The 21,347-nt window shown below is 70.5% G+C and carries 21 protein-coding genes and 1 rRNA gene (1 of these 22 running past the window's edge); 13 read left to right on the top strand and 9 right to left on the bottom strand.

The features are described from left to right. The first annotated feature begins 20 nt into the window (after positions 1-20). From NNW99_RS30235 to NNW99_RS30250, 4 genes are all read left to right on the top strand, one after another. A complete protein-coding gene (locus NNW99_RS30235; protein ID WP_215122338.1) occupies positions 21-1,391 on the top strand; it encodes a CynX/NimT family MFS transporter in 1,371 nt (456 codons plus the stop codon). Between the two features lie 66 nt (positions 1,392-1,457). Continuing rightward, the gene (locus tag NNW99_RS30240; RefSeq protein WP_106974401.1) at positions 1,458-1,574 is read left to right on the top strand and encodes an SGM_5486 family transporter-associated protein; all 117 of its coding nucleotides are present in this window, start codon (positions 1,458-1,460) and stop codon (positions 1,572-1,574) included. A 167-nt stretch (positions 1,575-1,741) separates the two neighbouring features. Then, complete coding sequence (locus NNW99_RS30245; protein ID WP_215122339.1) at positions 1,742-1,948, top strand: hypothetical protein; 207 nt, start codon at positions 1,742-1,744, stop codon at positions 1,946-1,948. A gap of 65 nt (positions 1,949-2,013) precedes the next feature. Next, the gene (locus NNW99_RS30250) at positions 2,014-2,532 is read left to right on the top strand and encodes a histidine phosphatase family protein (RefSeq protein ID WP_215122340.1); all 519 of its coding nucleotides are present in this window, start codon (positions 2,014-2,016) and stop codon (positions 2,530-2,532) included. Between the two features lie 70 nt (positions 2,533-2,602). Here the strand turns inward: NNW99_RS30250 and serB are convergent, their stop codons facing one another. Beyond that, a complete protein-coding gene (gene serB, locus NNW99_RS30255; protein WP_215122341.1) occupies positions 2,603-3,817 on the bottom strand; it encodes a phosphoserine phosphatase SerB in 1,215 nt (404 codons plus the stop codon). Positions 3,818-3,946: 129 nt separating this feature from the next. Continuing rightward, a complete protein-coding gene (locus NNW99_RS30260) occupies positions 3,947-6,016 on the bottom strand; it encodes a streptophobe family protein (protein WP_215122342.1) in 2,070 nt (689 codons plus the stop codon). Positions 6,017-6,257: 241 nt separating this feature from the next. On the opposite strand from NNW99_RS30260, the gene NNW99_RS30265 reads away from it, so the two are divergent. Continuing rightward, entirely contained in the window at positions 6,258-8,777 is a 2,520-nt protein-coding gene (locus NNW99_RS30265; RefSeq protein ID WP_215122343.1) for an FHA domain-containing protein, read from the top strand. 99 nt (positions 8,778-8,876) lie between these two features. Here the strand turns inward: NNW99_RS30265 and NNW99_RS30270 are convergent, their stop codons facing one another. The 3 genes from NNW99_RS30270 to NNW99_RS30280 form a co-directional block, all read right to left on the bottom strand. Next, a complete protein-coding gene (locus tag NNW99_RS30270) occupies positions 8,877-9,605 on the bottom strand; it encodes a transglycosylase SLT domain-containing protein (protein WP_215122344.1) in 729 nt (242 codons plus the stop codon). 306 nt (positions 9,606-9,911) lie between these two features. Beyond that, complete coding sequence (locus tag NNW99_RS30275) at positions 9,912-10,991, bottom strand: S-adenosylmethionine:tRNA ribosyltransferase-isomerase (protein WP_215122345.1); 1,080 nt, start codon at positions 10,989-10,991, stop codon at positions 9,912-9,914. Beyond that, positions 10,988-11,686: an SDR family oxidoreductase gene (locus NNW99_RS30280; RefSeq protein WP_215122346.1), complete on the bottom strand. Its 699-nt coding sequence runs from the start codon at positions 11,684-11,686 to the stop codon at positions 10,988-10,990. The genes NNW99_RS30275 and NNW99_RS30280 overlap by 4 nt, the downstream gene beginning before the upstream one ends. A 236-nt stretch (positions 11,687-11,922) precedes the next feature. Here NNW99_RS30280 and NNW99_RS30285 point away from each other — a divergent pair, with 236 nt between their 5' ends. From NNW99_RS30285 to NNW99_RS30295, 3 genes are all read left to right on the top strand, one after another. Next, positions 11,923-13,068, top strand: coding sequence for a GAF domain-containing sensor histidine kinase (locus tag NNW99_RS30285; RefSeq protein WP_215122347.1), 1,146 nt, complete (start codon positions 11,923-11,925; stop codon positions 13,066-13,068). Beyond that, a complete protein-coding gene (locus NNW99_RS30290; RefSeq protein ID WP_189730201.1) occupies positions 13,061-13,702 on the top strand; it encodes a response regulator transcription factor in 642 nt (213 codons plus the stop codon). The genes NNW99_RS30285 and NNW99_RS30290 overlap by 8 nt, the downstream gene beginning before the upstream one ends. A gap of 155 nt (positions 13,703-13,857) precedes the next feature. Continuing rightward, positions 13,858-14,103, top strand: a complete 246-nt coding sequence (locus NNW99_RS30295) for a chaplin (protein WP_215122348.1) — start codon at positions 13,858-13,860, stop codon at positions 14,101-14,103. Between the two features lie 198 nt (positions 14,104-14,301). Here NNW99_RS30295 and NNW99_RS30300 read toward each other — a convergent pair whose 3' ends face one another. Next, positions 14,302-15,090, bottom strand: a complete 789-nt coding sequence (locus tag NNW99_RS30300) for a hypothetical protein (RefSeq protein WP_215122349.1) — start codon at positions 15,088-15,090, stop codon at positions 14,302-14,304. Positions 15,091-15,251: 161 nt separating this feature from the next. Between NNW99_RS30300 and NNW99_RS30305 the strand changes: the two genes are divergently transcribed. The 3 genes from NNW99_RS30305 to NNW99_RS30315 all read left to right on the top strand — a co-directional run bounded on the left by NNW99_RS30305 (position 15,252) and on the right by NNW99_RS30315 (position 17,667). Beyond that, positions 15,252-16,049: an ABC transporter ATP-binding protein gene (locus NNW99_RS30305; protein WP_189730195.1), complete on the top strand. Its 798-nt coding sequence runs from the start codon at positions 15,252-15,254 to the stop codon at positions 16,047-16,049. A gap of 95 nt (positions 16,050-16,144) precedes the next feature. After that, positions 16,145-16,576, top strand: coding sequence for an NfeD family protein (locus tag NNW99_RS30310; RefSeq protein ID WP_215122350.1), 432 nt, complete (start codon positions 16,145-16,147; stop codon positions 16,574-16,576). 131 nt (positions 16,577-16,707) lie between these two features. After that, positions 16,708-17,667, top strand: a complete 960-nt coding sequence (locus tag NNW99_RS30315) for an SPFH domain-containing protein (RefSeq protein WP_215122351.1) — start codon at positions 16,708-16,710, stop codon at positions 17,665-17,667. Positions 17,668-17,751: 84 nt separating this feature from the next. Here NNW99_RS30315 and NNW99_RS30320 read toward each other — a convergent pair whose 3' ends face one another. From NNW99_RS30320 to NNW99_RS30330, 3 genes are all read right to left on the bottom strand, one after another. Beyond that, positions 17,752-18,258, bottom strand: coding sequence for an HNH endonuclease (locus NNW99_RS30320; RefSeq protein WP_215122352.1), 507 nt, complete (start codon positions 18,256-18,258; stop codon positions 17,752-17,754). A gap of 208 nt (positions 18,259-18,466) precedes the next feature. Then, positions 18,467-19,006 (bottom strand): YbhB/YbcL family Raf kinase inhibitor-like protein, encoded by a 540-nt coding sequence (locus NNW99_RS30325; protein ID WP_215122353.1) that lies wholly within the window; start codon positions 19,004-19,006, stop codon positions 18,467-18,469. A gap of 41 nt (positions 19,007-19,047) precedes the next feature. Then, positions 19,048-19,830, bottom strand: coding sequence for a sporulation protein (locus tag NNW99_RS30330; RefSeq protein ID WP_215122354.1), 783 nt, complete (start codon positions 19,828-19,830; stop codon positions 19,048-19,050). Positions 19,831-19,975: 145 nt separating this feature from the next. Between NNW99_RS30330 and NNW99_RS30335 the strand changes: the two genes are divergently transcribed. Both NNW99_RS30335 and NNW99_RS30340 read left to right on the top strand, forming a co-directional pair. Then, positions 19,976-20,617: a DNA-3-methyladenine glycosylase gene (locus NNW99_RS30335; protein ID WP_215122355.1), complete on the top strand. Its 642-nt coding sequence runs from the start codon at positions 19,976-19,978 to the stop codon at positions 20,615-20,617. A 537-nt stretch (positions 20,618-21,154) separates the two neighbouring features. Further along, positions 21,155-21,347: ribosomal RNA gene (locus NNW99_RS30340) — 16S ribosomal RNA — on the top strand (it continues 1,332 nt past the right edge of the window).

The following is a 21,347-nucleotide window of genomic DNA, read 5'->3' on the forward strand; positions in this document are numbered from 1 at the left end:
GTCAATCATCCCATGATTCTATGATGGGCCTCATGGCTAGTGAGGAAACCCGGACCATGACGCCCCCGACCGTTCGCAGCTCGGCCGCGCACGACGCCGGGAAACCGGGCGGCCCGTCCACGCGCGCGTGGACGACACGGCTGCTCGTCCTCGGCATCGTGCTGTCCGCCCTGAACCTCCGGCCCGCCATCACCAGCCTCGGCGCCCTCCTGGAGGAGGTCCGCGACGGGCTCGGCATGAGCGGCAGCGTGGCCGGGCTGCTCACCTCCGTGCCGCCGCTGTGCTTCGCCGTCTTCGGCGTCATGGCCCCGCGGCTCGCCCGCCGCTTCGGAGCGGGCGCCGTGGTCTGCGCCGGCATGGTCGCCATCGCCTCCGGCCTGGCGATACGGCCGTACGCGGGCGGCACGGCCGGCTTCCTGGCCGCCAGCGCCCTCGCCCTCATGGGCATCGCCGTCAGCAACGTCCTGATGCCGGTCATCGTCAAGCAGTGGTTCCCCGACCGCGTGGGCTCCATGACCGGCGTCTACTCCATGGGACTCGCCCTGGGCACGGCCCTCGCGGCCGCGGTCACGGTGCCCGTCTCCGACGCCCTGGGCGGGAGCTGGCAGTCGGGGCTGGCCCTGTGGGCGGGACTCGCCGTCGCGGCGATCCTGCCGTGGCTGCCGTTCGTACGGGGGCGTGCGGCGGCGTCGGGGCCGGGGCGGCGGGCCGACGGCGACGGCGACGGGGTGACGCGCGGCCCGGACGCGGCGACGGAGACCTCGACCCCTGTGCGGACGGACCCCACGCGCGTGGAGGCGCCGCAGTTGCGGATCACCCGGAGCCGTACCGCCTGGGCGCTGGCCGTCTTCTTCGGGCTCCAGGCCACCGCCGCCTACATCACCATGGGCTGGATGGCGCAGATCTTCCGGGACGCCGGAGTGCCCGCGGGCACCGCCGGGCTGCTGCTGGCGCTCACCATGGTGATGGGCGTGCCCCTGGCCTTCGTCATACCCCGCCTGGCCACCCGGCTGCCGCACCAGGGCCCGATCGTGCTCACCCTGGGCGTCTGCGGCCTGATCGGCTACGCCGGGCTGTATCTCGCGCCGGCCGAGGGCGCCTGGGCCTGGGCCCTGCTGCTCGGCATCGCGAACTGCGCTTTCCCGCTCGCCCTCACCATGGTCGGTATGCGGGCCAAGACCGGCCCGGGCGTGGCCCAGCTGTCGGCGTTCGCACAGAGCACCGGCTACCTGATCTCCATCCCGGGGCCGCTCCTGGTGGGCGTCCTCTACCAGCACAGTGGCGGCTGGGGCCTGCCGCTCACACTGATGGGCGCCCTGATGGTCCCGCAGATGGTGGTCGGCTGGCTGGCGGGCCGCGACCGCACGGTGGAGGAGGAGGCGGGCCGCTGAACCGGCGCGCGGCGTCGGCCTCACCCCGGGGCGTACCGCGCCCGGGGTGGGTGCGACACTTGCCCCATGCCAGTGCTCGATCCGAATCCCCAGCATGGTCAGAAGAAGATGCTGCTCGTGTTCGGCGCCTTCTTCGCGATCTTCATCGTCATCGGCGTCATCGCCACGATCGCCTCGCCGTGACCGGCCCTCGCCCCGCCGATGGTGGGGCTGGCCCCCCTGTCCCCTAGGGGGTGAGGGTCAGGGTCAAGTGGGTGGGTCACCGGATGGGTTGGCCGCCGCCGATTCCGTAACTTCGAGGTGTGGCCGCGAGACGGGGGCCACCGGCCACTCGAAGAGCGGAGGCACCCATGTCGGCCCCTACGCAGACCCCGCCCCACCCGGCGACCCGGTCCGGCGTCGACAGCAGGCTCCCCTGGTGGGCCCTGGCCCTGCCGGCGCTTCTCTTCACCGCGCTGCTCGTCCTGATCCTGAACCCCTCCGGAGCCCACGCTGCCACCGGTGACCCCGTGGTCACCCACCTCTTCGAGCGGCTCCAGCAGCTGACAGCCCGCTGAGCACGGCCGAAGCCGGTGGTCAACTCCCTGCGCCCCATGGCGTGTTTCATGCGAAGCTGGATCTCATGAGCGTCGCAGAACCCCGCACGATTGTCCTCTTCCGCCATGCGAAAGCCGACTGGCCACAGGTGACCGATCACGAGCGTCCGCTTGCCGACCGGGGCCGAAAAGACGCGGCGGAGGCCGGGCGCAGGCTGGCCGACACCGGCATCCCAGTCGACCTGGCCCTGTGCTCCACCTCGGTCCGGACCCGGGAAACCTGGAAGCTCGCCGTCCATGAGTTCCCGCATCGGCCGAAAACCGTCTACGAAGAGCGGATCTACGAGGCCTCCCCGGGCGAACTGATCGCCGTGCTCAACGAGACCCCCGACGATGTGCGGAACGTCCTCATGATCGGCCACAACCCGGGCATCCAGGGCCTCGCCGACATCCTGGCGGGCTCGGCCGAGGACGACGCCCGCGAGCGGATGGACCGCCGTGGCTTCCCGGCCGCCGCCTTCGCCGTCCTGTCGTTCACCGGGTCATGGAAGAACGTGGAGCCCGGCGTGGCCGCGCTGGGCGACTACTGGGCGCCGACCGAGTGACCGTCGCCGCGTGACCGTGGGGCAGTGACAGGGGCCCGGCACCGCACGGTGCCGGGCCCTCCTGCCTGCTTCAGACCGTGTCGAGGGTGTCCGCCGCCTCGACCTCTTCGCGCGTGACGCCCAGCAGGTACAGCACCGTGTCCAGGAACGGGAAATTCACCGCCGTGTGCGCGGCCTCGCGCACCACCGGCTTGGCGTTGAAGGCGACACCCAGACCGGCCGCGTTCAGCATGTCCAGGTCGTTCGCACCGTCACCGATCGCCACGGTCTGCGACAGCGGCACGCCCGCCTCCGCCGCGAACCGGCGCAGCAGCCGCGCCTTGCCCGCGCGGTCGACGATCTCGCCGGTGACCTTGCCCGTCAGCCTGCCGTCGACGATCTCCAGCGTGTTGGCCTGGGCGAAGTCCAGCCCCAGCCGCTCCTTCAGATCGTCGGTGACCTGGGTGAACCCGCCCGAGACGACACCGACTTGGTAGCCGAGCCGCTTCAGCGTACGGATCAGGGTGCGGGCGCCCGGCGTCAGCCGGACCTCGCTGCGCACCTTGTCCACCACCGAGGCGTCCAGCCCCTCCAGCAGCGCCACGCGCGCGTGCAGGGACTGCTCGAAGTCCAGATCCCCGCGCATCGCGGCCGCCGTCACCTCGGCGACCTTGTCCTCGCAGCCGGCGTGCGCGGCGAACAGCTCGATGACCTCGTCCTGGATGAGCGTCGAGTCGACGTCCATGACGACCAGGCGCTGCGCTCGCCGGTACAGACCGGCGGCGACGACCGCCACGTCGATGCCGAGCTTCGCCGCGTCGGGCGCCAGGGCGGTGCGCAGCGGCTCGGTCTCCACACCGGACACGGCGAACTCGACGGCGGTCACGGGGTACTTGGCGAGCCGGAAGATACGGTCGATGTTGCCGCCGGTCCTGGTGATCCGCGCGGTGACCGCGGCGGTCGCCTCCGAGGTGAGCGGATGCCCGAGCACGGTGACCAGGGAGCGGCCCAGTCCGCGCGGCCGGTTGTCGCCGAGGCCGGAGATGATCTCCGCCTGCATCTTCATCGACTCGGCCCAGCTATGGACGGTCGCCCGCAGATCTCCCTCGAGTCCGGGGGGCGGCTCGGTCACGAGCGCGCACAGCACCATCCGGCCACGGGTGACGACCTGCTCGATGTCGACGACGTCGACGGAGAAGGCCGCGAGGGTGTCGAAGAGGCCGGCCGTGATGCCCGGCCTGTCCTTGCCGAAGATCTTGACAAGGAGGGTGGGGACGTCAGAGGACGAGGTCTGCGATGCGCTCATGGTGGTTCCACCGTATCGGGCAGGCAGGTCACACCGCCCCTGAGGTCCGGCTGGCGGACGGCGAACACTGGGTGTCGTGTCGATGGCGTGAATCTTGCGTGCCGGTACGGCGTCCCTCCGGCCTCGGGATCACCTCCCGCCCCGCGGTTTCCGCGGCGGCGGGGGAGGAGGCGGGGGCGGCGGCCCGTCGTCCGGCCGGGGAGGCGGCCCGTTCCCGCTCCGCGGCCCGGGCGGCTGCCGGGGGCCTCGCGGAGGCGGCCCGACCGGCCGCGCCACGGTGGGCGCGCCGTACACGTCGCCGTTGCCGGGTTCGGTGGGCCTTGTGTCCGGCCGTCCCGCGTCCGGGGTGTCCGACCGTCCTCCGTCCGGTTGCCCTTCGTCATGCGGGCCCCGGCGTGCGTCGCCGGGCCGTGCGTCCTCCGGCTCCCGCAGTTCCTCCGGAACCCGGAGGTAGGGATTGGTGGCCGGGTTCGGCGGCCGGTACGGCGTACCTGGCGCGTAGGGCCCGGCTTCCCTCCCGTACGACGCCTGCTCGCTCTGACTCCCGGCCGCCCCGGTGCTCTCTGCGTGCTGGCCCGTGTCCTCTCCGTGCCAGCCCTGGCCCCCATCGCGCCGCCCGGCCGCGCTGGGCCAGCCGGTGCCCTCGCCGTACGGGCCCGTGCCCTCGCCGTGTCGGCCGGTGCGCTCGCTGTGCTGCCCAGCCTCGCCGTGCCAGCCCTGGCCCTCGCCGTACGAGCCCACCCCCGAGCCACCCCCCGCCCCCGCCACCCCATCCCCCCGGGCCAACACCGCCGCCGACCGCCCCGCGCCCCCGCTCGCCCACGCCAGCAACGCCCCCACCGCCCCGGCCCCCGCGCCCCACACCGCGCCCAGCAGCAGGGCCATGCCGAGATGCCCGTGCAGTTCGATGCCCGCACCGAACGCGTCGAAGCCGAGTACGGACAGGGAGGCGGTCACGGACACGTCCGTCAGCCAGGCCAGCAACGGCAGGGCCAGCGCGGTCGCGACCCCCAGCCGCAGCGCGCACCGGCCCGCGAAACCGAGGGCACCGGAACCCCGTACCGCCGCCGCCCCCGCGACGCTCCCCACCGGCGACCGCACCGCCGTCAGCACCCCCGCCAGCAGCATCATCAGCGCCGCAGCCACGCCCAGCAGCCACACCCGCCCGTCCAACTCGGCCAGCCTCCCCAGCGTCACCTGCTGGTCGGGGCGGGCCACGAGCAGATCGTCCAGCGGGTCCGGCAGGAAACGGGTCAGTTCACCCGTTGCCCGGCCGTCCCACGGCACGAACAGGCCGATCGGCACGCCCAGCCACACCCCGTTCGGCGCCCCGAGCAGTGCCGCGCCGGCGATGCGCCCGGGATGGTCGTCGCCGCTCGCCGCGTACGCCGCCGCGGCGAACCCCGCCGCCACGGCCACCAGCAGCACGGTCACCACCGCGGAAACGGTCGGCCGTACGACCCGGTGCACGGCCTCCCACCCCCGCGGCAGCGGCGTGCGGCGCGAGGCCAGCAGGGCGACGAGGAGGATCCCGGCCGACCACCCGAGCCCGCCGAACAGCGTGGGCACGGTGTCGACCGAGAACCCGACCGCCGCCTGCGCGTCGACCAGGTCCCCCAGCCGGTCCGGCAGCAGCCCGCCGATGTCCCCGGCGTCCCCGAGCCCGGGGATCTCCAGGCCGCCGCTTCCGCCCCCGCCCCCGCCGGTCAGGTCGTCCAGCCCCAGCGAGCCGCCGTCGATCGTGATGACGTCGTGCCCCGCCCAGGCCAGCCCGCCCAGCATCGCCACGAACAACGCGACCACCGCACCGGCACGCGCCAGGAGTTCGGCCGGTGATATCACAACTCCCGCCGCCCGCAAGGACCGAAGGAAGAAGTACGACAGCAGCAGCGCCCCGACCAGGCTCACCCCCAGTGGCGTGATCTCGATGGCCGTGTCCGCCTCCGCGCCCGTGAGGCCGAACACCGACACATCTCCGGACGGAGTGACCGAACCACCCGCCCCCAGGGCCACCACCGCCGCGGTCATCGGCCCCAACGACCCCGCCGTGTCCGCCTCCAGCAGCCGCAGCCCCAGGGCCGCCGTGCCCGCCATCCCGATCAACGCCCAGCTCACGGCGGCGACGGCGGACATCAGCACGTCCCCCCACGGCACGCGCGCGCCGTCACTCGCCCTCTCGACACCTGTACCGGCACCCATGGCAGACCCCCCGATCCGCTACGCGGCGGGAACTCCGCGCATGTCCCCCTCGCGACGAAATACCACTCTCCGGCCCGGTTTCAACCCCGTCAACGGAATCGGCCGAGGCGTCCGTGCGCGGTTTTCACAAGGCCCGACTTTCGGTCAGGGGGCCGCTCCTGAAATAGTTCCCCCCGATGTTCGACATCCCTAGACTCCCCATGTCGGGGGTAACTCGGGGGACAACTCAGTGGGGCATGGAGTGCCGGAACTCGTACTGGAATCAAACGGACGTACCTGGACGCTCGATCCGTCCAGGGCATACACCCTCGGACGTGATCCGCAGGGGGACGTCGTCTTCGACGACGCCAGGGTCTCCTGGCGTCACGCCACGGTCAGTTTCAACGGCCGCAGTTGGGTCATCGAGGACCATGGCAGCACCAACGGCACGTTCGTGCAGGGGCAGCGGATCCACCACCTGGAGCTCGGCCCGGGCTCGGCGGTGAACCTGGGCAACGCCACCGACGGACCGCGTCTGAACCTCTCCGACGCCGCGGCCTCCGTCGCCACGCCGCAGGCCCAGCCCCAGCAGCAGCCCTACGCCGCGCAGAGCGCGAACCCCGGCTGGGCCCAGCAGGCGCCCGCCCAGCAGCAGGCTCCGCAGGCCGGCTGGCAACAGCAGCAGCCGCAGCAGTCCGGTGGGCACATCCCGCAGCAGCAGGCTCCCGGCGGTGCCGCGGGGGCACCGCCGGCCCACGGCGACCGCAGCCCCACCACGTTCCACCAGTTCTCCCTCGGCCGCGTGATGCGCATCGGCCGTGCCCTGGAGAACGAGCTGGTCGTCTCCGACCTGCAGGTCTCCCGGAACCACGCCGAGTTCCACGCCACGCCCGACGGCCGTATGGAGATCCGTGACCTCGGCTCCCACAACGGCACGTACGTCAACGGCCTGCCGATCCCCAAGGGCGGCGGGCAGTTGCTCGGCCCGGCCGATGTCGTCGGCGTCGGTCACTCGACGTTCCGGATCGTCGGCGACCGGCTAGAGGAGTTCGTCGACACCGGTGAGGTGTCCTTCTCCGCCCGCCACCTGACCGTCACGGTCGACGGCGGCAAGCAGATCCTCAAGGACGTCTCCTTCGGCGTCCCCGAGAAGTCGCTCATCGCGGTCATCGGCCCGTCCGGTTCCGGCAAGTCGACCCTGCTCAAGGCGCTCACCGGCTACCGCCCGGCCGACCAGGGCGAGGTCCTCTACGACAACCGCAACCTCTACAAGCAGTTCGCCGAGCTGCGCCAGCGCATCGGTCTGGTCCCGCAGGACGACATCCTGCACAAGGAACTGACCGTCAAGAAGGCCCTGAAGTACGCGGCCAAGCTCCGCTTCCCCGCCGACACAACGGCCCGCGAGCGCGAGGCCCGTATCGACGAGGTGCTGCGCGAGCTGAAGCTGGACATCCACAAGGAGAAGAAGGTCACCTCCCTCTCCGGTGGCCAGCGCAAGCGCGTCTCGGTGGCCCTGGAGCTGCTCACCAAGCCCTCGCTGATCTTCCTGGACGAGCCGACCTCCGGCCTCGACCCGGGCATGGACCGCGACGTCATGCAGCTGCTGCGCGGCCTCGCCGACGACGGACGCACCGTCCTCGTCGTCACCCACTCCGTGGCCGAGCTGGCGATCTGCGACAAGCTCCTCGTGATGGCGCCGGGCGGCTCCGTCGCCTACTTCGGCCCGCCCGAGGAGGCGCTGAACTTCTTCGGCTACGACACCTGGGCCGATGTCTTCTCCGCCTTCGAGAACTACCGCGACTACGACTGGGCGGGCCGCTGGAAGGGCTCGCAGCACTACCAGATGTACGCCGCGGACATCGACGCCGTGGCGCCGCAGTCCGTACAGGTTCCGCCCATGCAGGCGATGAAGCCGCCGAAGCCACAGGGCTGGATGTCCCAGTTCGTCACGCTGGTGCGGCGCTATGTCTCGGTGATCGCGTCCGACAAGGGCTTCCTCGCCCTGATGGTGATCCTGCCGGCCGTGCTCGGCGCGGTCAGCCTGCTCATCGACGCGGACAAGGGCCTGCTGCCGAACCCGGTCAACCCGCAGTCCGGCCGGATCATCCCGAACGGCACCGCCACCACGGTCCTGCTGATCCTCGCGGTCGGCGCCTGCTTCGCGGGCGCGGCGAACTCCGTCCGTGAGCTGATCAAGGAACGGGTCATCTACGAGCGGGAGCGCGCGACCGGCCTGTCACGCTCGGCGTATCTGATGTCCAAGGTGTTCGTGCTCGGCATGATCACCGTGCTGCAGGGCCTGCTGGTCGGCGTCATCGGCTTCTCCAGCCGGGAGATCCCCGAGGAGGGCCTGGTCTTCGGCAGCGCCACGCTCGTCGAGCTGTCCGTGCCGATCATGGCCCTGGGCTTCACCTCGATGATGTTCGGCCTGATCATCTCCTCGCTGGTGAAGACCGCCGAGAAGACCATGCCGCTGCTGGTGATGTTCGCCATCATCCAGGTCGTCTTCACGGGCTGCCTGTTCACGCTGCACGGTTCGATCGGCGTCAACCAGTTCTCGTTCCTGATGCCGTCGCGCTGGGCGGTCGCCGCCGCCGGCGCCACGCTGGACTTCAACAAGATCGCCCCGCCGGAGACCGCCGGCGACAACGATCCGCTGTGGGAGCACACGGTCGGCGCCTGGGCCATGGACATGGGCGCGCTCCTCGCGCTCGGCGTGCTCTGCGGCTTCTTCGTGGCCCGCTTCCTGCGCCGCCACGAGCCCGAGGTCATGCGCAAGTAGTCATCGCCTCACGCAAGACGCCCCGAAGGGCGGCACCTCGTCAGGAGGGTGCCGCCCTTCGGCGTTTTGTCGTTCAGCGAGCAGAGGTCCCGCGCTACCTCAGTACGCGCTGTCGACGTTGTCCATCGAGCCGTACTTGTCGGCCGCGTAGTTGCAGGCGGCGGTGATGTTCGCGACCGGGTCGTAGATGTCCCAGGACGTGCCGGGGACGTGCCAGGTCTTGAACGTCGGCGGGATGACCTGCAGCAGGCCCTTCGACGGGACGCCGTTGATGGCGTTGATGTCCCAGTCGTTGATGGCCTTCGGGTCACCGGCCGACTCGCGGATGATGTTGCGGTGGATGCCGTCGTAGGACGCCGGGATGTCGTGCTTCTTCAGGACGTCGAGCGACTCGCGGATCCAGCCGTCGAGGTTGTTCGGGTAGGTCTTCTTGGCGGCCTTCTTCGCCTCGGCGCGCTTGGCGTCGCGGCTCGCGGCCTCCTTGGCCTCACGCGCGGCCTCGGCCTTCTTCTTCGCGGCCTCGGCGGCGGCCTGCTTCTTGGCGGCAGCCGCGGCGTCGGCCTTCTTCTTCGCCTCGATCTGCTCGGCCTTCAGGCTGGCACCGGCCATCTGGTCGGTGACGCTCGCCTTCACGTCCTTGATCTGCTGGTTGCTGAACGCCACCGGAGCCGACTGAGCGGCTTCCGTCGTGGTCTTGGTCGAAGCGCCGCTCGGCACCGCGGAGAACCCGATGGCGGCGGCACCGAGGGTGGCGACACCCGCCATGGCGATCTTGTGGTGACGGGTGAGGTTACGACTGGGGCCACGGCTGAAGATGTTCTTGGGCATGGTGGTTGGACCTCTTCGAATAGCGCGGGAGTCGCTCGGCGTCCGGCGTTGGACTCGGTGTGTTTCCGACACAAACGCCGCGGAGGTGAACCCACGGCGCTGAGCGACGGCAGCCATTCTTAGCGGCCGCAAAATGGCGTGGCAAAGGTGTGACGTACGAAGGGAGATAGTGGATCAGGGAGTAGCAAATCGGGGCAGACTGGACTGTCGTTGCCGCTCAATAGGTCGAGTTTGTCTCCTACGTCCGTTCGTACGTGACGTGGCTCCTATGCGAGGGGTCACATCGGGCGAAGATCTGCTGCACTGTCAGTTGCTTGAGCAATGCACTGCGTGAGGGGCCTTTCCGGGCAGGACGAGGTGCACGTCCCCGAACTCGTGCCACAGGTAACGGCCCTGCAGTGCGGCCTCGTAGCCCCGCTCCATGGCAGCCCGCCCCGCGATCGCCTCCAGCATCAGCAGATGCGAGGCCTCCGGCTCGTGCAGCCCGGTCAGCAGCCCGTCCACCACCCGCACCCCGCGCTCCGGTGTCACCACCAGACCGGTCCAACCGGCCCGCGGCCGTACGACCCCGTCGGCACCCGCCGCCGACTCCACGGCCCGCACCGCCGTCGTCCCGACCGCCAGGACCCGGCCCCCACCGGCCCTCGCGGCGTTGATCAGCCGCGCCGACGCCGCGGGCACCGCGAAGCGCTCCGGATACGGCGGCTCGTGCGCCTCCGCCGACGCCACCCCCGTGTGCAGCGTGACCGGCGCGAACCACACCCCCCGGCCCACCAGCTCCGCCACCAGCCGCGCCGTGAAGGGCCGCGCCGCACTCGGCATCTCCGCGGAGCCCGCCCCGTCCGCCGACGGCAGCGCGAACACCGTCTGGTAGACGGACAGCGGCTGGTCCCGCTCCGTGTAGGAGTAGCGAATGGGCCGCCCGTGCTCCCGCAGCAGCCCCGCGACCCCGGGCCCGGCCACCCGCGCCCACCACAGCCGCCCGCTCCGCCCGCTCAGCGGCTCCTCCAGCACCAGCCGGACTCCTCCCGGCAGACGCACCTCCGTACCCACGGGCCCACCCGCACGCGCACGCGTGGTGCCCCGCCCGTCGGGCTCCCGCAGCTCCACCGCCCAGCGGCCGTCGTCCCCGGAGGTGGAGAAGTGCACGACCACGCGTGCGTGCCCGATCCACCCGTCGACGGCCGCCGCCAGCGTGGCCGAGGTGTTGACCACCAGCAGATCCCCCGCCCGCAACAGCCGCGGCAGCTCCGTGAACGTGTGATGCGCCACCTCGGAGCCCCGCGACACCAGCATCCGTACGGCGTCCCGGCCCAGCCCGGGCCCCCGCTGCTCGACCGGCACCCGGGCCGACAGCTCCTCCGGCACCCGCACGGCCGGTGTCATCGGGCCCCGTCCAGCAGGGCCGGAGCCCCGTACCGCCCGCTCGCCGGACGCTCGTCCAGCAGCCGCAGGAACCCCGGCACCACAGCCGCCGGCTCCTGCCGCGGATCATGATCGTCCGGTACGGCCGCCGCATACAGGTCCGTGGCCATGTCCCCGGGATCCACCGCCCAGACCCGCAGCCCCGGCTCCTCCACGGCGAGCACCGCCGTCAGATGGTCCAGAGCCGCCTTGGACGCCCCGTAGCCGCCCCAGGTCTCGTACGCCTCGGCCGCCGCGTCCGAGCTGACGGCGACGACCGTGCCCGCCCCCGAAGCCCGCAGCAGCGGCAGCGCCTCCTGGACCAGGCCGAGCCCCGCCACGAGGTTCACCTCCAGCGCCCGGCGCAGCCCCTCCAGGGGCAGCTCCTCCAGCCGCACCAGCGGCTCGGCGCCCAGCGCGCTCGCGTTGTGCACCAGCAGGTCGACGCCGCCCAGCCGCCACGCCGCCGACACCAGCTCCGCCCGGTGCCCGGCGTCGGTGACGTCCCCGGGCAGGGCGGTCACCCGCGTGCCGTACGCGGAGACGGCCTCCGCCGCCTCCGCCAGCGCCTCGGCGCCCCTCGCATCGAGCACCAGGTCCCAGCCACGCCCGGCCAGGGCCTCGGCGAGCGCACGGCCCAGGCCTTTCGAGGCCCCGGTGATGATCGCAACCGGCATGATCGGCTCCTCTGTCGTGTTCGCGTGCCCTCAACGTAGGAACGGAGCCGCCCCGACCACCTCGGACGCGGGCCGCAATCCACCGGGTCCCTTCGCCCTACGCCACCGGCCCGGCGCCCCCGGTCCTAGGCCGCGTAGCCCTTCCGGCTGGGCCTCGCGACCTAGGCCCACCGGACCGGGCACCCGCCGCCACTGGTCCGATCCGCGCTGTCACAGCCCGCCGGTACCGTGATGACATGAGTCACGGTCCCCGGTCCGGCCTCGCCGCGGTGAGCTCCGCGTTGCTGGCCATGAGCAGGCATCTAGAGGTGCGCGACGTCCTCAAGACGATCGTCGCCTCGGCCCGCGAGCTGCTCGACGCGCAGTACGCCGCGCTCGGCGTGCCGGACGATCACGGCGGCTTCGCGCAGTTCGTGGTCGACGGCGTCAGCGAGGAACAGTGGAAGGCCATCGGCCCCCTCCCGCGCCAGCACGGCATCCTCGCCGCGATGCTCCACGAGGCCAGGTCCGAGCGCCTCGCCGACGTCCGCAAGGACCCCCGCTTCGAGGGCTGGCCGAAGGCCCACCCCGACCTGGTCGACTTCCTGGGCCTGCCGATCCGCGACGGCGACGAGGTGATCGGCGCGCTCTTCCTCGCGAACAAGAACTGCGAGAAGCCCGAGGGCGGCTGCGGCTTCACGGCGGACGACGAGGAACTCCTCGGCATCCTCGCCCAGCACGCCGCGATCGCCCTCACCAACGCCCGCCTCTACGAACGCAGCCGCGAACTGACCATCGCCGAGGAGCGCTCCCGCCTCGCCCACGAACTGCACGACGCGGTCAGCCAGAAGCTGTTCTCCCTGCGCCTCACCGCCCAGGCGGCAGCGGCCCTGATCGACCGCGATCCGGGCCGCGCCAAGGGCGAGTTGCACCAAGTGGCCGCGCTCGCCGCCGAGGCCGCCGACGAACTGCGCGCAGCGGTCGTCGAGTTGCGCCCCGCCGCCCTCGACGAGGACGGCCTCGTGGCCACCCTCCGCACACAGGTCCAGGTCCTCGACCGCGCCCACAGCGCCCGCGTGACCTTCGAGGGCCACGGCGTGAAGGCCCTGCCCGCATCCCAGGAGGAAGCCGTCCTGCGCGTCGCCCAGGAGGCCCTGCACAACGCCCTGCGCCACTCCGGCGCCGACCACGTCGACGTGACCCTGGACCGCCGCGGCGCCGGAGCCGTCCTGCGCGTCACGGACGACGGCTGCGGCTTCGACCCGCAGGCGGTGCGTCGCGCGGGGCGCCATCTGGGCCTGGTCTCCATGCGGGACCGGGCGAGCGGGGCCGGCGGCACGCTGACCGTGGAATCGGTGCCCGGCAAGGGCACCACGATCGAGATGGAGGTCCCCGGTGGCTGACGCGATCAAGGTACTGCTCGTCGACGACCATCAGGTCGTCCGCCGGGGCCTGCGCACCTTCCTCGAGGTGCAGGACGACATCGAGGTCGTCGGCGAGGCCGCGGACGGCGCCGAGGGAGTCGACCGCGCCGAGGAGTTGAAGCCCGACGTCATCCTCATGGACGTCAAGATGCCGGGCATGGACGGCGTCGACGCCCTGCGCAGACTCCGCGAACTCGACAACCCCGCGCGCGTGCTGGTCGTCACCAGCTTCACCGAGCAGCGCACAGTGGTGCCGGCCCTGCGCGCGGGCGCCGCCGGCTATGTCTACAAGGACGTCGACCCCGACGCCCTCGCCGGAGCCATCCGCTCCGTCCACGCCGGGCACATCCTCCTCCAGCCGGAGGTCGCCGGCGCCCTGCTGTCCCAGGAGGAGGCCAACTCGGGGCCGGGAAGGGCCGGCTCGCTCACCGACCGGGAGCGCGAGGTGCTCGGCCTGATCGCGGACGGCCGCTCCAACCGGGAGATCGCCCGCGCGCTCGTCCTCTCCGAGAAGACCGTCAAGACCCACGTCTCGAACATCCTGATGAAGCTCGACCTGTCCGACCGAACGCAGGCCGCCCTGTGGGCCGTTCGCCATGGCGTGACCGGCTGACCGCTCACGCCGCGGCAACGCGGAAGGTTCCACTCCGGACCGAGATTCATACTGTCGTGGGAATGTCCCTCGCATGGCGCATCCTCGACGGATCTCCGCCGTTCTCCAGTGCGTGCCGCGGCGCCTGCCGCGGCGATCGCAAGGAGGGCTCAGAAGTGAAGAACCTGAAGAAGGCCGCTGCCGTGACGATGGTGACCGGTGGACTGCTGGCCGCCGGTGCGGGCATGGCCTCCGCCACGAACGGCTCGCACGCCGACGGCAGCGCCATCGGCTCGCCCGGCGTCGCCTCGGGCAACGTGGTCCAGGCCCCGGTGCACGTCCCGGTCAACGTCTCCGGCAACAGCGTGAACGTCATCGGCGTCCTGAACCCGGCGTTCGGCAACCTCGCCGTCAACCACTGACTTCACCTCAGCTTCGAGCCGAAGGTGACCCCGGCCTCCCGGTCCTGCCCGGGAGGCCGTCAGTCGTTTACGGCCGCGCCCAGCCTGCGGGCATGCGTGCCGCAAGGGGCGGCACGGGTGGGCGCAGGCGGCACCCCGCTACGCCGGGCCGCGCACCCACCCGCCCCCAGCCCCAACGCCGAGCACGACACCCCCGAGTCAGTGCACGCCCCGCTCCCGCTCCTCCACAACGGAGTTGTACGCAGCGACCTGCGCCCGCCGAGCCGTCCGCTCCACCGGCCGCAACGCCTCCCGCCGCGCCCCCATCTCGGACGCACTCACCGCACCCCCGTGCCCACTCTCCGTCGCCACCACGATCAACGTCCCCACCCGCTGTGCCAACTCCAGCACCCGAACCGCCCGCGGCGGGTACCCCGGCGCCAGCACCTCCCGCCCCCGCTCGGCCCGCGCCCGATACGCGTCGATCGCCGCCGCGGCCACCGGCCCCGACCCGGCCACATCCAGCCGCGTCAGCACCTCCGTCGCCTCCCGCAGGGCCTCCGCCAGCTCCCGCTCGGCCTCACCCAGCGACGGCACATCAGCGGGCGGCGCCTCCCGCACCGCCAGCACATGCCAGACGACCTCGACATGCACATCACCGTCGGGCCCGGCCTCGTACACCTCCGGCACCAGCCCGAACGCGGCGCCGTAACAGAGCACCGCCTGCTCGGCATCGAGCGCCCGCGCGTTGAACTCCGGCGGCCCGCTCAGCCCCAGCGGATGCCCGGGCGCGGGCAGCGCGAGCCGCAGCCCGGTCACCCCGAGCGTCCGCAGCCGCCCCAGCGCGAGCGTGAGCCCGACGGGCGCCGACTCCCCGGGCAGCCCCTCCACCCGGTGCACCGCGTCCTCGCCGACGATGGCGAGCACGGCGTCATCAGGTGAGACAAGTCCGGCCAAAAGGGCATTTCCCCAAGCTGCGAGACGTCCCGCACGCGGTTCCGAGAGCATGCCTCCACCCTAAGAGAGCCCAAGACCCGGACCGAGGGAATGCCCGGACCGACCGGTGGCGTAGATTTCATGGAGGGCTGCGCCCACCGGCGCGGCGGACCGAGCCACAGGCTTACGCGACAGCCGAGACCGGCCACACTGCAAGGGGAGACAACGCGCTCATGAGCGATGTTCTGGAGCTTCAGGACGTATCCGTGGTCCGCGAGGGCCGGGCTCTGGTGGACCAGGTCTCCTGGTCGGTCAAGGAGGGCGAGCGCTGGGTCATCCTGGGCCCGAACGGCGCCGGCAAGACCACCCTCCTCAACCTCGCTTCCACCTACCTCTTCCCCAGCTCGGGCACCGCCGCCATCCTCGGCGAGACCCTCGGCAGGCCCGGCACCGACGTCTTCGAGCTGCGCCCGCGCATCGGCATGGCCGGCATCGCCATGACCGAGAAGCTGCCCAAGCGCCAGACGGTCCTGGAGACCGTGCTGACCGCCGCGTACGGCATGACCGCCACCTGGCACGAGGACTACGAGGAGATCGACGAGCGGCGCGCCCGCGCCTTCCTCGACCGCCTCGGCATGAGCGACTACCTGGAGCGCCGCTTCGGCTCGCTCTCCGAGGGCGAGCGCAAGCGCACCCTCATCGCCCGCGCCCTGATGACCGACCCCGAGCTGCTCCTCCTCGACGAGCCCGCCGCCGGACTCGACCTCGGCGGCCGCGAGGACCTCGTCCGCCGCCTCGGCCGGCTCGCCCGGGACCCCATCGCCCCCTCGATGCTCATGGTCACCCACCACGTCGAGGAGATCCCCCCGGGCTTCACCCACGTCCTCATGATCCGCCAGGGCAAGGTCCTCGCCGCCGGTCCGCTGGAGCTCGAACTCACCTCCCGCAACCTCTCCCTCTGCTTCGGCCTCCCGCTCGTCGTCGAACAGGCGGGCGAGCGCTGGACCGCACAGGGCCTCCCGCTGTCCTGACCCGGCCCCACGCCGCACAAGTGCCAGAGTAAGAACGGCATTTCACACGCCGGGCGCCCTGTCGGCGACAGGGGCGTCGGACCTACCATGACCATGTGGAAATCGACGCATGGCTGTGGTGGCTGATCGGCGCGACAGCGCTCGGCATCGCGCTCGTGGTCACCGCGATGCCCGAACTCGGCATGCTCGCGGTGGGCGCCATCGCCGCGGCGACGGTCACCGGCGTCTTCGGCGGCGGAGCCGTCGCCCAGGTCGCGGTCTTCGCCGTCGTCTCGACCGCCGGCATCGCGGTCGTACGGCCCATCGCGAACCGGCATCGCGCCCAGCGACCCCAATTCGCCACGGGCGTGGACGCCCTGAAAGGCAGACAAGCCGTCGTCCTGGAACGCGTCGACGCCTCCGGCGGCCGGATCAAGCTGGCCGGAGAGGTCTGGTCGGCCCGCGCCCTCGACACCGACCGCGCTTACGAAGTAGGCCAGGAAGTGGACGTCGTGGACATCGAGGGAGCCACTGCGATCGTCATGTGACCTCGCAGGACGTAACTGGAGTGAACTCCTCGCCAGCTACGCGACGGTCTGACAGACTCGACCAGCAAGATCTTCAACAACCATAAGATCTGCCGAAGTCGCCGAGGCGGAGAAGGGTACGGGGAACGACGATGGAACCGGTCATCATCGTCCTGATCATTCTGGTGGTGTTGGTCTTCATCGCCCTGATCAAGACGATCCAAGTCATCCCACAGGCCAGCGCGGCCATCGTCGAGCGGTTCGGCCGCTACACGCGGACACTCAACGCGGGCCTCAACATCGTGGTCCCGTTCATAGACACCATCCGCAACCGCATCGACCTGCGTGAACAGGTCGTCCCCTTCCCGCCGCAGCCGGTGATCACTCAGGACAACCTGGTGGTCAACATCGACACCGTCATCTACTACCAGGTGACCGACGCGCGGGCCGCCACCTACGAAGTCGCCAGCTACATCCAGGCGATCGAGCAGCTCACCGTCACCACGCTGCGCAACATCATCGGCGGCATGGACCTGGAGCGGACCCTGACCTCCCGCGAGGAGATCAACGCGGCCCTGCGCGGCGTCCTCGACGAGGCCACCGGCAAGTGGGGCATCCGCGTCAACCGCGTCGAGCTCAAGGCGATCGAACCGCCCACCTCCATCCAGGACTCGATGGAGAAGCAGATGCGCGCCGACCGCGACAAGCGCGCCGCGATCCTCCAGGCCGAAGGTGTCCGGCAGTCGGAGATCCTGCGCGCCGAGGGTGAGAAGCAGTCCCAGATCCTGCGCGCCGAAGGTGAGGCCAAGGCGGCCGCCCTGCGAGCCGAGGGCGAGGCCCAGGCCGTCCGTACGGTCTTCGAGGCCATCCACGCCGGAGACCCGGACCAGAAGCTCCTCTCCTACCAGTACCTCCAGATGCTCCCGAAGATCGCCGAGGGCGACGCCAACAAGCTCTGGATCGTCCCCAGCGAGATCGGCGACGCCCTCAAGGGCCTCTCCGGCGCGATGGGCAACTTCGGCGGCCTCGGCGGCGGTTCCGGCGGCAACGGCGGCGGCTCCGGAGCCGCCGTCCCCGCCCAGGAACGCCGCGAGAAGCCGTCCATCGACTGACCTGGCACATACGCCCGGCACACACGAGGGGGCCCGCTTCCCGGAGAAGCGGGCCCCCTTCGTATGTCAGTCAGGCCAGGTCGGCTAGGCGGCGGGCTGCGCCAGCCACTCCGGCAGCGCGTCGAAGTCGTCCTGCCCCAGCGCCAGCAGCATCGCGTCCGCCGGTGTCGGCTCGAACGGCTCCTGAAGCAACGGCATGCCCGCCTCCACCGGAGTCCGGTTCGCCTTGCGGTGATTGTCCTCCGCACACGAGGCCACCGTGTTCAGCCAGGTGTCCTGTCCGCCCCGCGACCGCGGCACCACGTGGTCGACGGTCGTCGCCCGCCTCCCGCAGTACGCGCACCGGTTCCGGTCCCGGACCAGCACACCCCGCCGCGACCACGGAGCTCGTCTTCGGAAGGGCACCCGTACGTACTGGCAGAGCCTGATGACCCGGGGCGCCGGTATGTCGACCGCGGCTCCTCGCATCCGCAGTTCGGGGTGGGCCTGCTCGACGACGGCCTTGTCCTGAAGCACCAGAACGACGGCTCGGTTCAGCGTTACCGTCGACAGCGGCTCGAAGCTCGCGTTGAGTACCAGCGTGTCCCGCATACCAGCCCACCTCCCGTGTGCACCGGCCCACCCCCTGGCGGGCTGGGATCAACTCTGGCCGGGCACGCCGAGATGGACAACGCAATATCTGCTGCTCTCACGGGGGGTGACCCCCGTGCCCCCGGCAACAAAAATGCCCGCTCCTGATCAATTCCAAGACCAGGAGCGGGCAAACGTTCTGTGAACGCTGGGATCGCCGGACGACGGCTCAGCTTTCGGCGGGCACCTCGTACTCACCGATCAGCTGGGCCCGCCCGATGGTGTGAAACCGCAGGTTGAAGCCCACGACGGCAGGCGAAGCGTCCGCATCCGGACCGAGCTTCTCCGAATCCACGGCGTACACCGTGAACACGTAACGGTGGGAACCGTCCCCGGGCGGCGGCGCGGCACCACCGAACTCCTTGCTTCCGTAGTCGTTGCGCGCCTGGATCGCGCCCTCGGGCAGACCCTCGAACGCGCCACTGCCCGCACCCACCGGCAGCTCGGTCACCGAGCCCGGAATGTCGAACAGCACCCAGTGCCAGAAACCGCTGCCCGTCGGGGCATCGGGGTCGTAGCAGGTCACGGCGAAGCTCTTGGTCTCGGGCGGGAAGCCCTCCCACCGCAACTGCGGCGAGGTGTTGCCGGCCGCGTAGACCTGAGCGTCCTGGAGCGTCGCACCTTCCTCGACATCCTTGCTCGTGACCGTGAACGACGGTACGGGCGGATGGAAGTCGTGGGGGAGCGGCCGCCGCTTGAGCTCGGTCACCTCGGTACCTCCTGATCGATTTCGTTCAGTCAGCCTCGAGCCTAGAACCAGTTGCGCTTGCTGCCGACCTCGGACAGCCACTGGTTGAGGTACGCGGTCCAGTCGGTGCTCTGGTAGTCCTGCAGCCCCACCTTGAAGGAGCGGAAGGTGTCGCTGCCCTCGCTGAACAGCCCCGGCTTCTTGTCCATCTCGAGCACCACGTCCATGGCCTGCTCATCGGCCACGAAGCTCAGCTCGACCTGGTTCAGCCCCCGGTACTGCTGCGGCGGGTGGAACTCGATCTCCTGGTAGAACGGCAGCTTCTGCCGCGTACCCCGGATGACACCGCGTTCCATGTCCGCGTTCTTGAACCGGAAGCCGAGCTGGATGAACGCGTCCAGGATCGCCTTCTGCGCCGGCAGCGGGTGCACGTTGACCGGGTCCAGGTCACCGGAGTCCACGGCACGCGCGATCTCCAGCTCCGTGGACACCCCGATGTTCATGCCGCGCAGCGCCTGCCCGTCGATCATCGTGATCGGGGTCTCCCACGGGATCTCCAGCCCGAACGGCACCGCGTGCACCGCGTTCGCCTGGAGCTCGAACGCCCCGCCCAGCCGCGACTTCGTGAACTCGATGTCCTGCTTGTACTCCTGGTCGCCGCTCTCCACCTCGACCTTGGCCTGCAGCCCGACCGAGAGCCCCTCGATCTGCTGGTTCACGGACCCGCCCTGGATCCGCACCTCACCCTGGACGACGCCGCCCGGGACGACGTTGACCTCGTGCAGCACCGTCTCGACCGAAGCCCCGCCGGCCCCCAGGCTCGCGAGCAGCTTCTTGAACGCCATGTCTCTCCCTCTCGCCCACTACGGGTGGATCCTTGATCCATACAAACGCGATCCGGCCGTGGCCGGTTCCATGCCCTCACCCTGGCAAGGCCGGTGCCCGCTGGCCACCCCGCCGCACCACCTGTCTTGAGTACCCTCGGACGGCATGATCGCGACCCCCGACCGTACGCCCCTGTCCAGGGAGTTCTTCGACCGGCCCGTTCTCGATGTCGCCCCTGATCTCCTCGGCCGCGTCCTGGTACGCACCACCCCGGACGGTCCGATCGCCCTCCGCCTCACAGAGGTCGAGGCCTACGACGGTTCCGACGACCCCGGCTCCCATGCCTACCGGGGCCGCACGGCCCGCAACGGCGTGATGTTCGGTCCGCCCGGACACGTCTACGTCTACTTCACCTATGGCATGTGGTTCTGCATGAACCTGGTGTGCGGCCCCGAGGACAAGGCGAGCGCGGTCCTGCTTCGCGCCGGCGAGATCATCGAGGGCGCCGAACTGGCCCGCACCCGTCGACTCTCGGCCCGCAACGAAAAGGAACTGGCCAAAGGCCCCGCCCGACTGGCCACGGCCCTGGGCGTGGACCGCTCCCTGGACGGCACGGACGCGTGCACCCCCGAGGACACCCCTCTCCGCATGCTGACCGGTACTCCCGTGCCCTCCGACCAGGTACTCAACGGCCCCCGCACCGGGGTGTCCGGCGACGGAGCCGTACACCCGTGGCGCTTCTGGGTCGCCGGCGACCCGACGGTCAGCCCCTATCGCGCCCATGTCCCGAGGCGCCGTCGAAGTTGACGCGTCCTCGCAAGGTGCGTAATGTGGCCCGAGCCGCTGAAACGGGTACGGCAATCGCCAGCACTCGGAAGCGGCCAACCCACTACCTAGTCACTCCCCTCAGCAGGGGCGAATTCGGCGTGCCCGCATGCCTGAATTCGATGTCGACAGACTCGATTATGAGTTGGACGGCGAATCGGCTAACGTAGTGAATGTCGAAAGGCCGACAGGCGAAAGCCAAGGCCCCACGGCAAATCCCGCCGACAGGGAATCGGATCGAAAAAGGATCTGATAGAGTCGGAAACGCAAGACCGAAGGGAAGCGCCCGGAGGAAAGCCCGAGAGGGTGAGTACAAAGGAAGCGACCGTTCCTTGAGAACTCAACAGCGTGCCAAAAGTCAACGCCAGATATGTTGATACCCCGTCTCCAGCATTCGCTGGGACGAGGTTCCTTTGAAAAAACACAGCGAGGACGCTGTGAACGGTCGGGCCTATTCCGCCTGACTGTTCCGCTCTCGTGGTGTCGACCGGCTGTATTAATTTACTGGCCGAGTACACATTCACGGAGAGTTTGATCCTGGCTCAGGACGAACGCTGGCGGCGTGCTTAACACATGCAAGTCGAACGATGAAGCCCTTCGGGGTGGATTAGTGGCGAACGGGTGAGTAACACGTGGGCAATCTGCCCTTCACTCTGGGACAAGCCCTGGAAACGGGGTCTAATACCGGATAACACCTCCACTCTCCTGAGTG

Origin of the sequence: Streptomyces sp. CRCS-T-1, from assembly GCF_024442335.1 — a bacterium.
Lineage (GTDB): Bacteria > Actinomycetota > Actinomycetes > Streptomycetales > Streptomycetaceae > Streptomyces > Streptomyces koelreuteriae.

Excerpts from the sequence above, each read along its gene's own strand:
- NNW99_RS30235 (WP_215122338.1), top strand. The coding sequence starts at position 21 with ATGATGGGCCTCATGGCTAGTGAGGAAACCCGGACCATGACGCCCCCG.
- NNW99_RS30240 (WP_106974401.1), top strand. The coding sequence starts at position 1,458 with ATGCCAGTGCTCGATCCGAATCCCCAGCATGGTCAGAAGAAGATGCTG.
- NNW99_RS30245 (WP_215122339.1), top strand. The coding sequence starts at position 1,742 with ATGTCGGCCCCTACGCAGACCCCGCCCCACCCGGCGACCCGGTCCGGC.
- NNW99_RS30250 (WP_215122340.1), top strand. The coding sequence starts at position 2,014 with ATGAGCGTCGCAGAACCCCGCACGATTGTCCTCTTCCGCCATGCGAAA.
- serB (WP_215122341.1), bottom strand. The coding sequence starts at position 3,817 with ATGAGCGCATCGCAGACCTCGTCCTCTGACGTCCCCACCCTCCTTGTC.
- NNW99_RS30260 (WP_215122342.1), bottom strand. The coding sequence starts at position 6,016 with ATGGGTGCCGGTACAGGTGTCGAGAGGGCGAGTGACGGCGCGCGCGTG.
- NNW99_RS30270 (WP_215122344.1), bottom strand. The coding sequence starts at position 9,605 with ATGCCCAAGAACATCTTCAGCCGTGGCCCCAGTCGTAACCTCACCCGT.
- NNW99_RS30275 (WP_215122345.1), bottom strand. The coding sequence starts at position 10,991 with ATGACACCGGCCGTGCGGGTGCCGGAGGAGCTGTCGGCCCGGGTGCCG.
- NNW99_RS30280 (WP_215122346.1), bottom strand. The coding sequence starts at position 11,686 with ATGCCGGTTGCGATCATCACCGGGGCCTCGAAAGGCCTGGGCCGTGCG.
- NNW99_RS30285 (WP_215122347.1), top strand. The coding sequence starts at position 11,923 with ATGAGTCACGGTCCCCGGTCCGGCCTCGCCGCGGTGAGCTCCGCGTTG.
- NNW99_RS30300 (WP_215122349.1), bottom strand. The coding sequence starts at position 15,090 with ATGCTCTCGGAACCGCGTGCGGGACGTCTCGCAGCTTGGGGAAATGCC.
- NNW99_RS30305 (WP_189730195.1), top strand. The coding sequence starts at position 15,252 with ATGAGCGATGTTCTGGAGCTTCAGGACGTATCCGTGGTCCGCGAGGGC.
- NNW99_RS30315 (WP_215122351.1), top strand. The coding sequence starts at position 16,708 with ATGGAACCGGTCATCATCGTCCTGATCATTCTGGTGGTGTTGGTCTTC.
- NNW99_RS30320 (WP_215122352.1), bottom strand. The coding sequence starts at position 18,258 with ATGCGGGACACGCTGGTACTCAACGCGAGCTTCGAGCCGCTGTCGACG.
- NNW99_RS30330 (WP_215122354.1), bottom strand. The coding sequence starts at position 19,830 with ATGGCGTTCAAGAAGCTGCTCGCGAGCCTGGGGGCCGGCGGGGCTTCG.
- NNW99_RS30335 (WP_215122355.1), top strand. The coding sequence starts at position 19,976 with ATGATCGCGACCCCCGACCGTACGCCCCTGTCCAGGGAGTTCTTCGAC.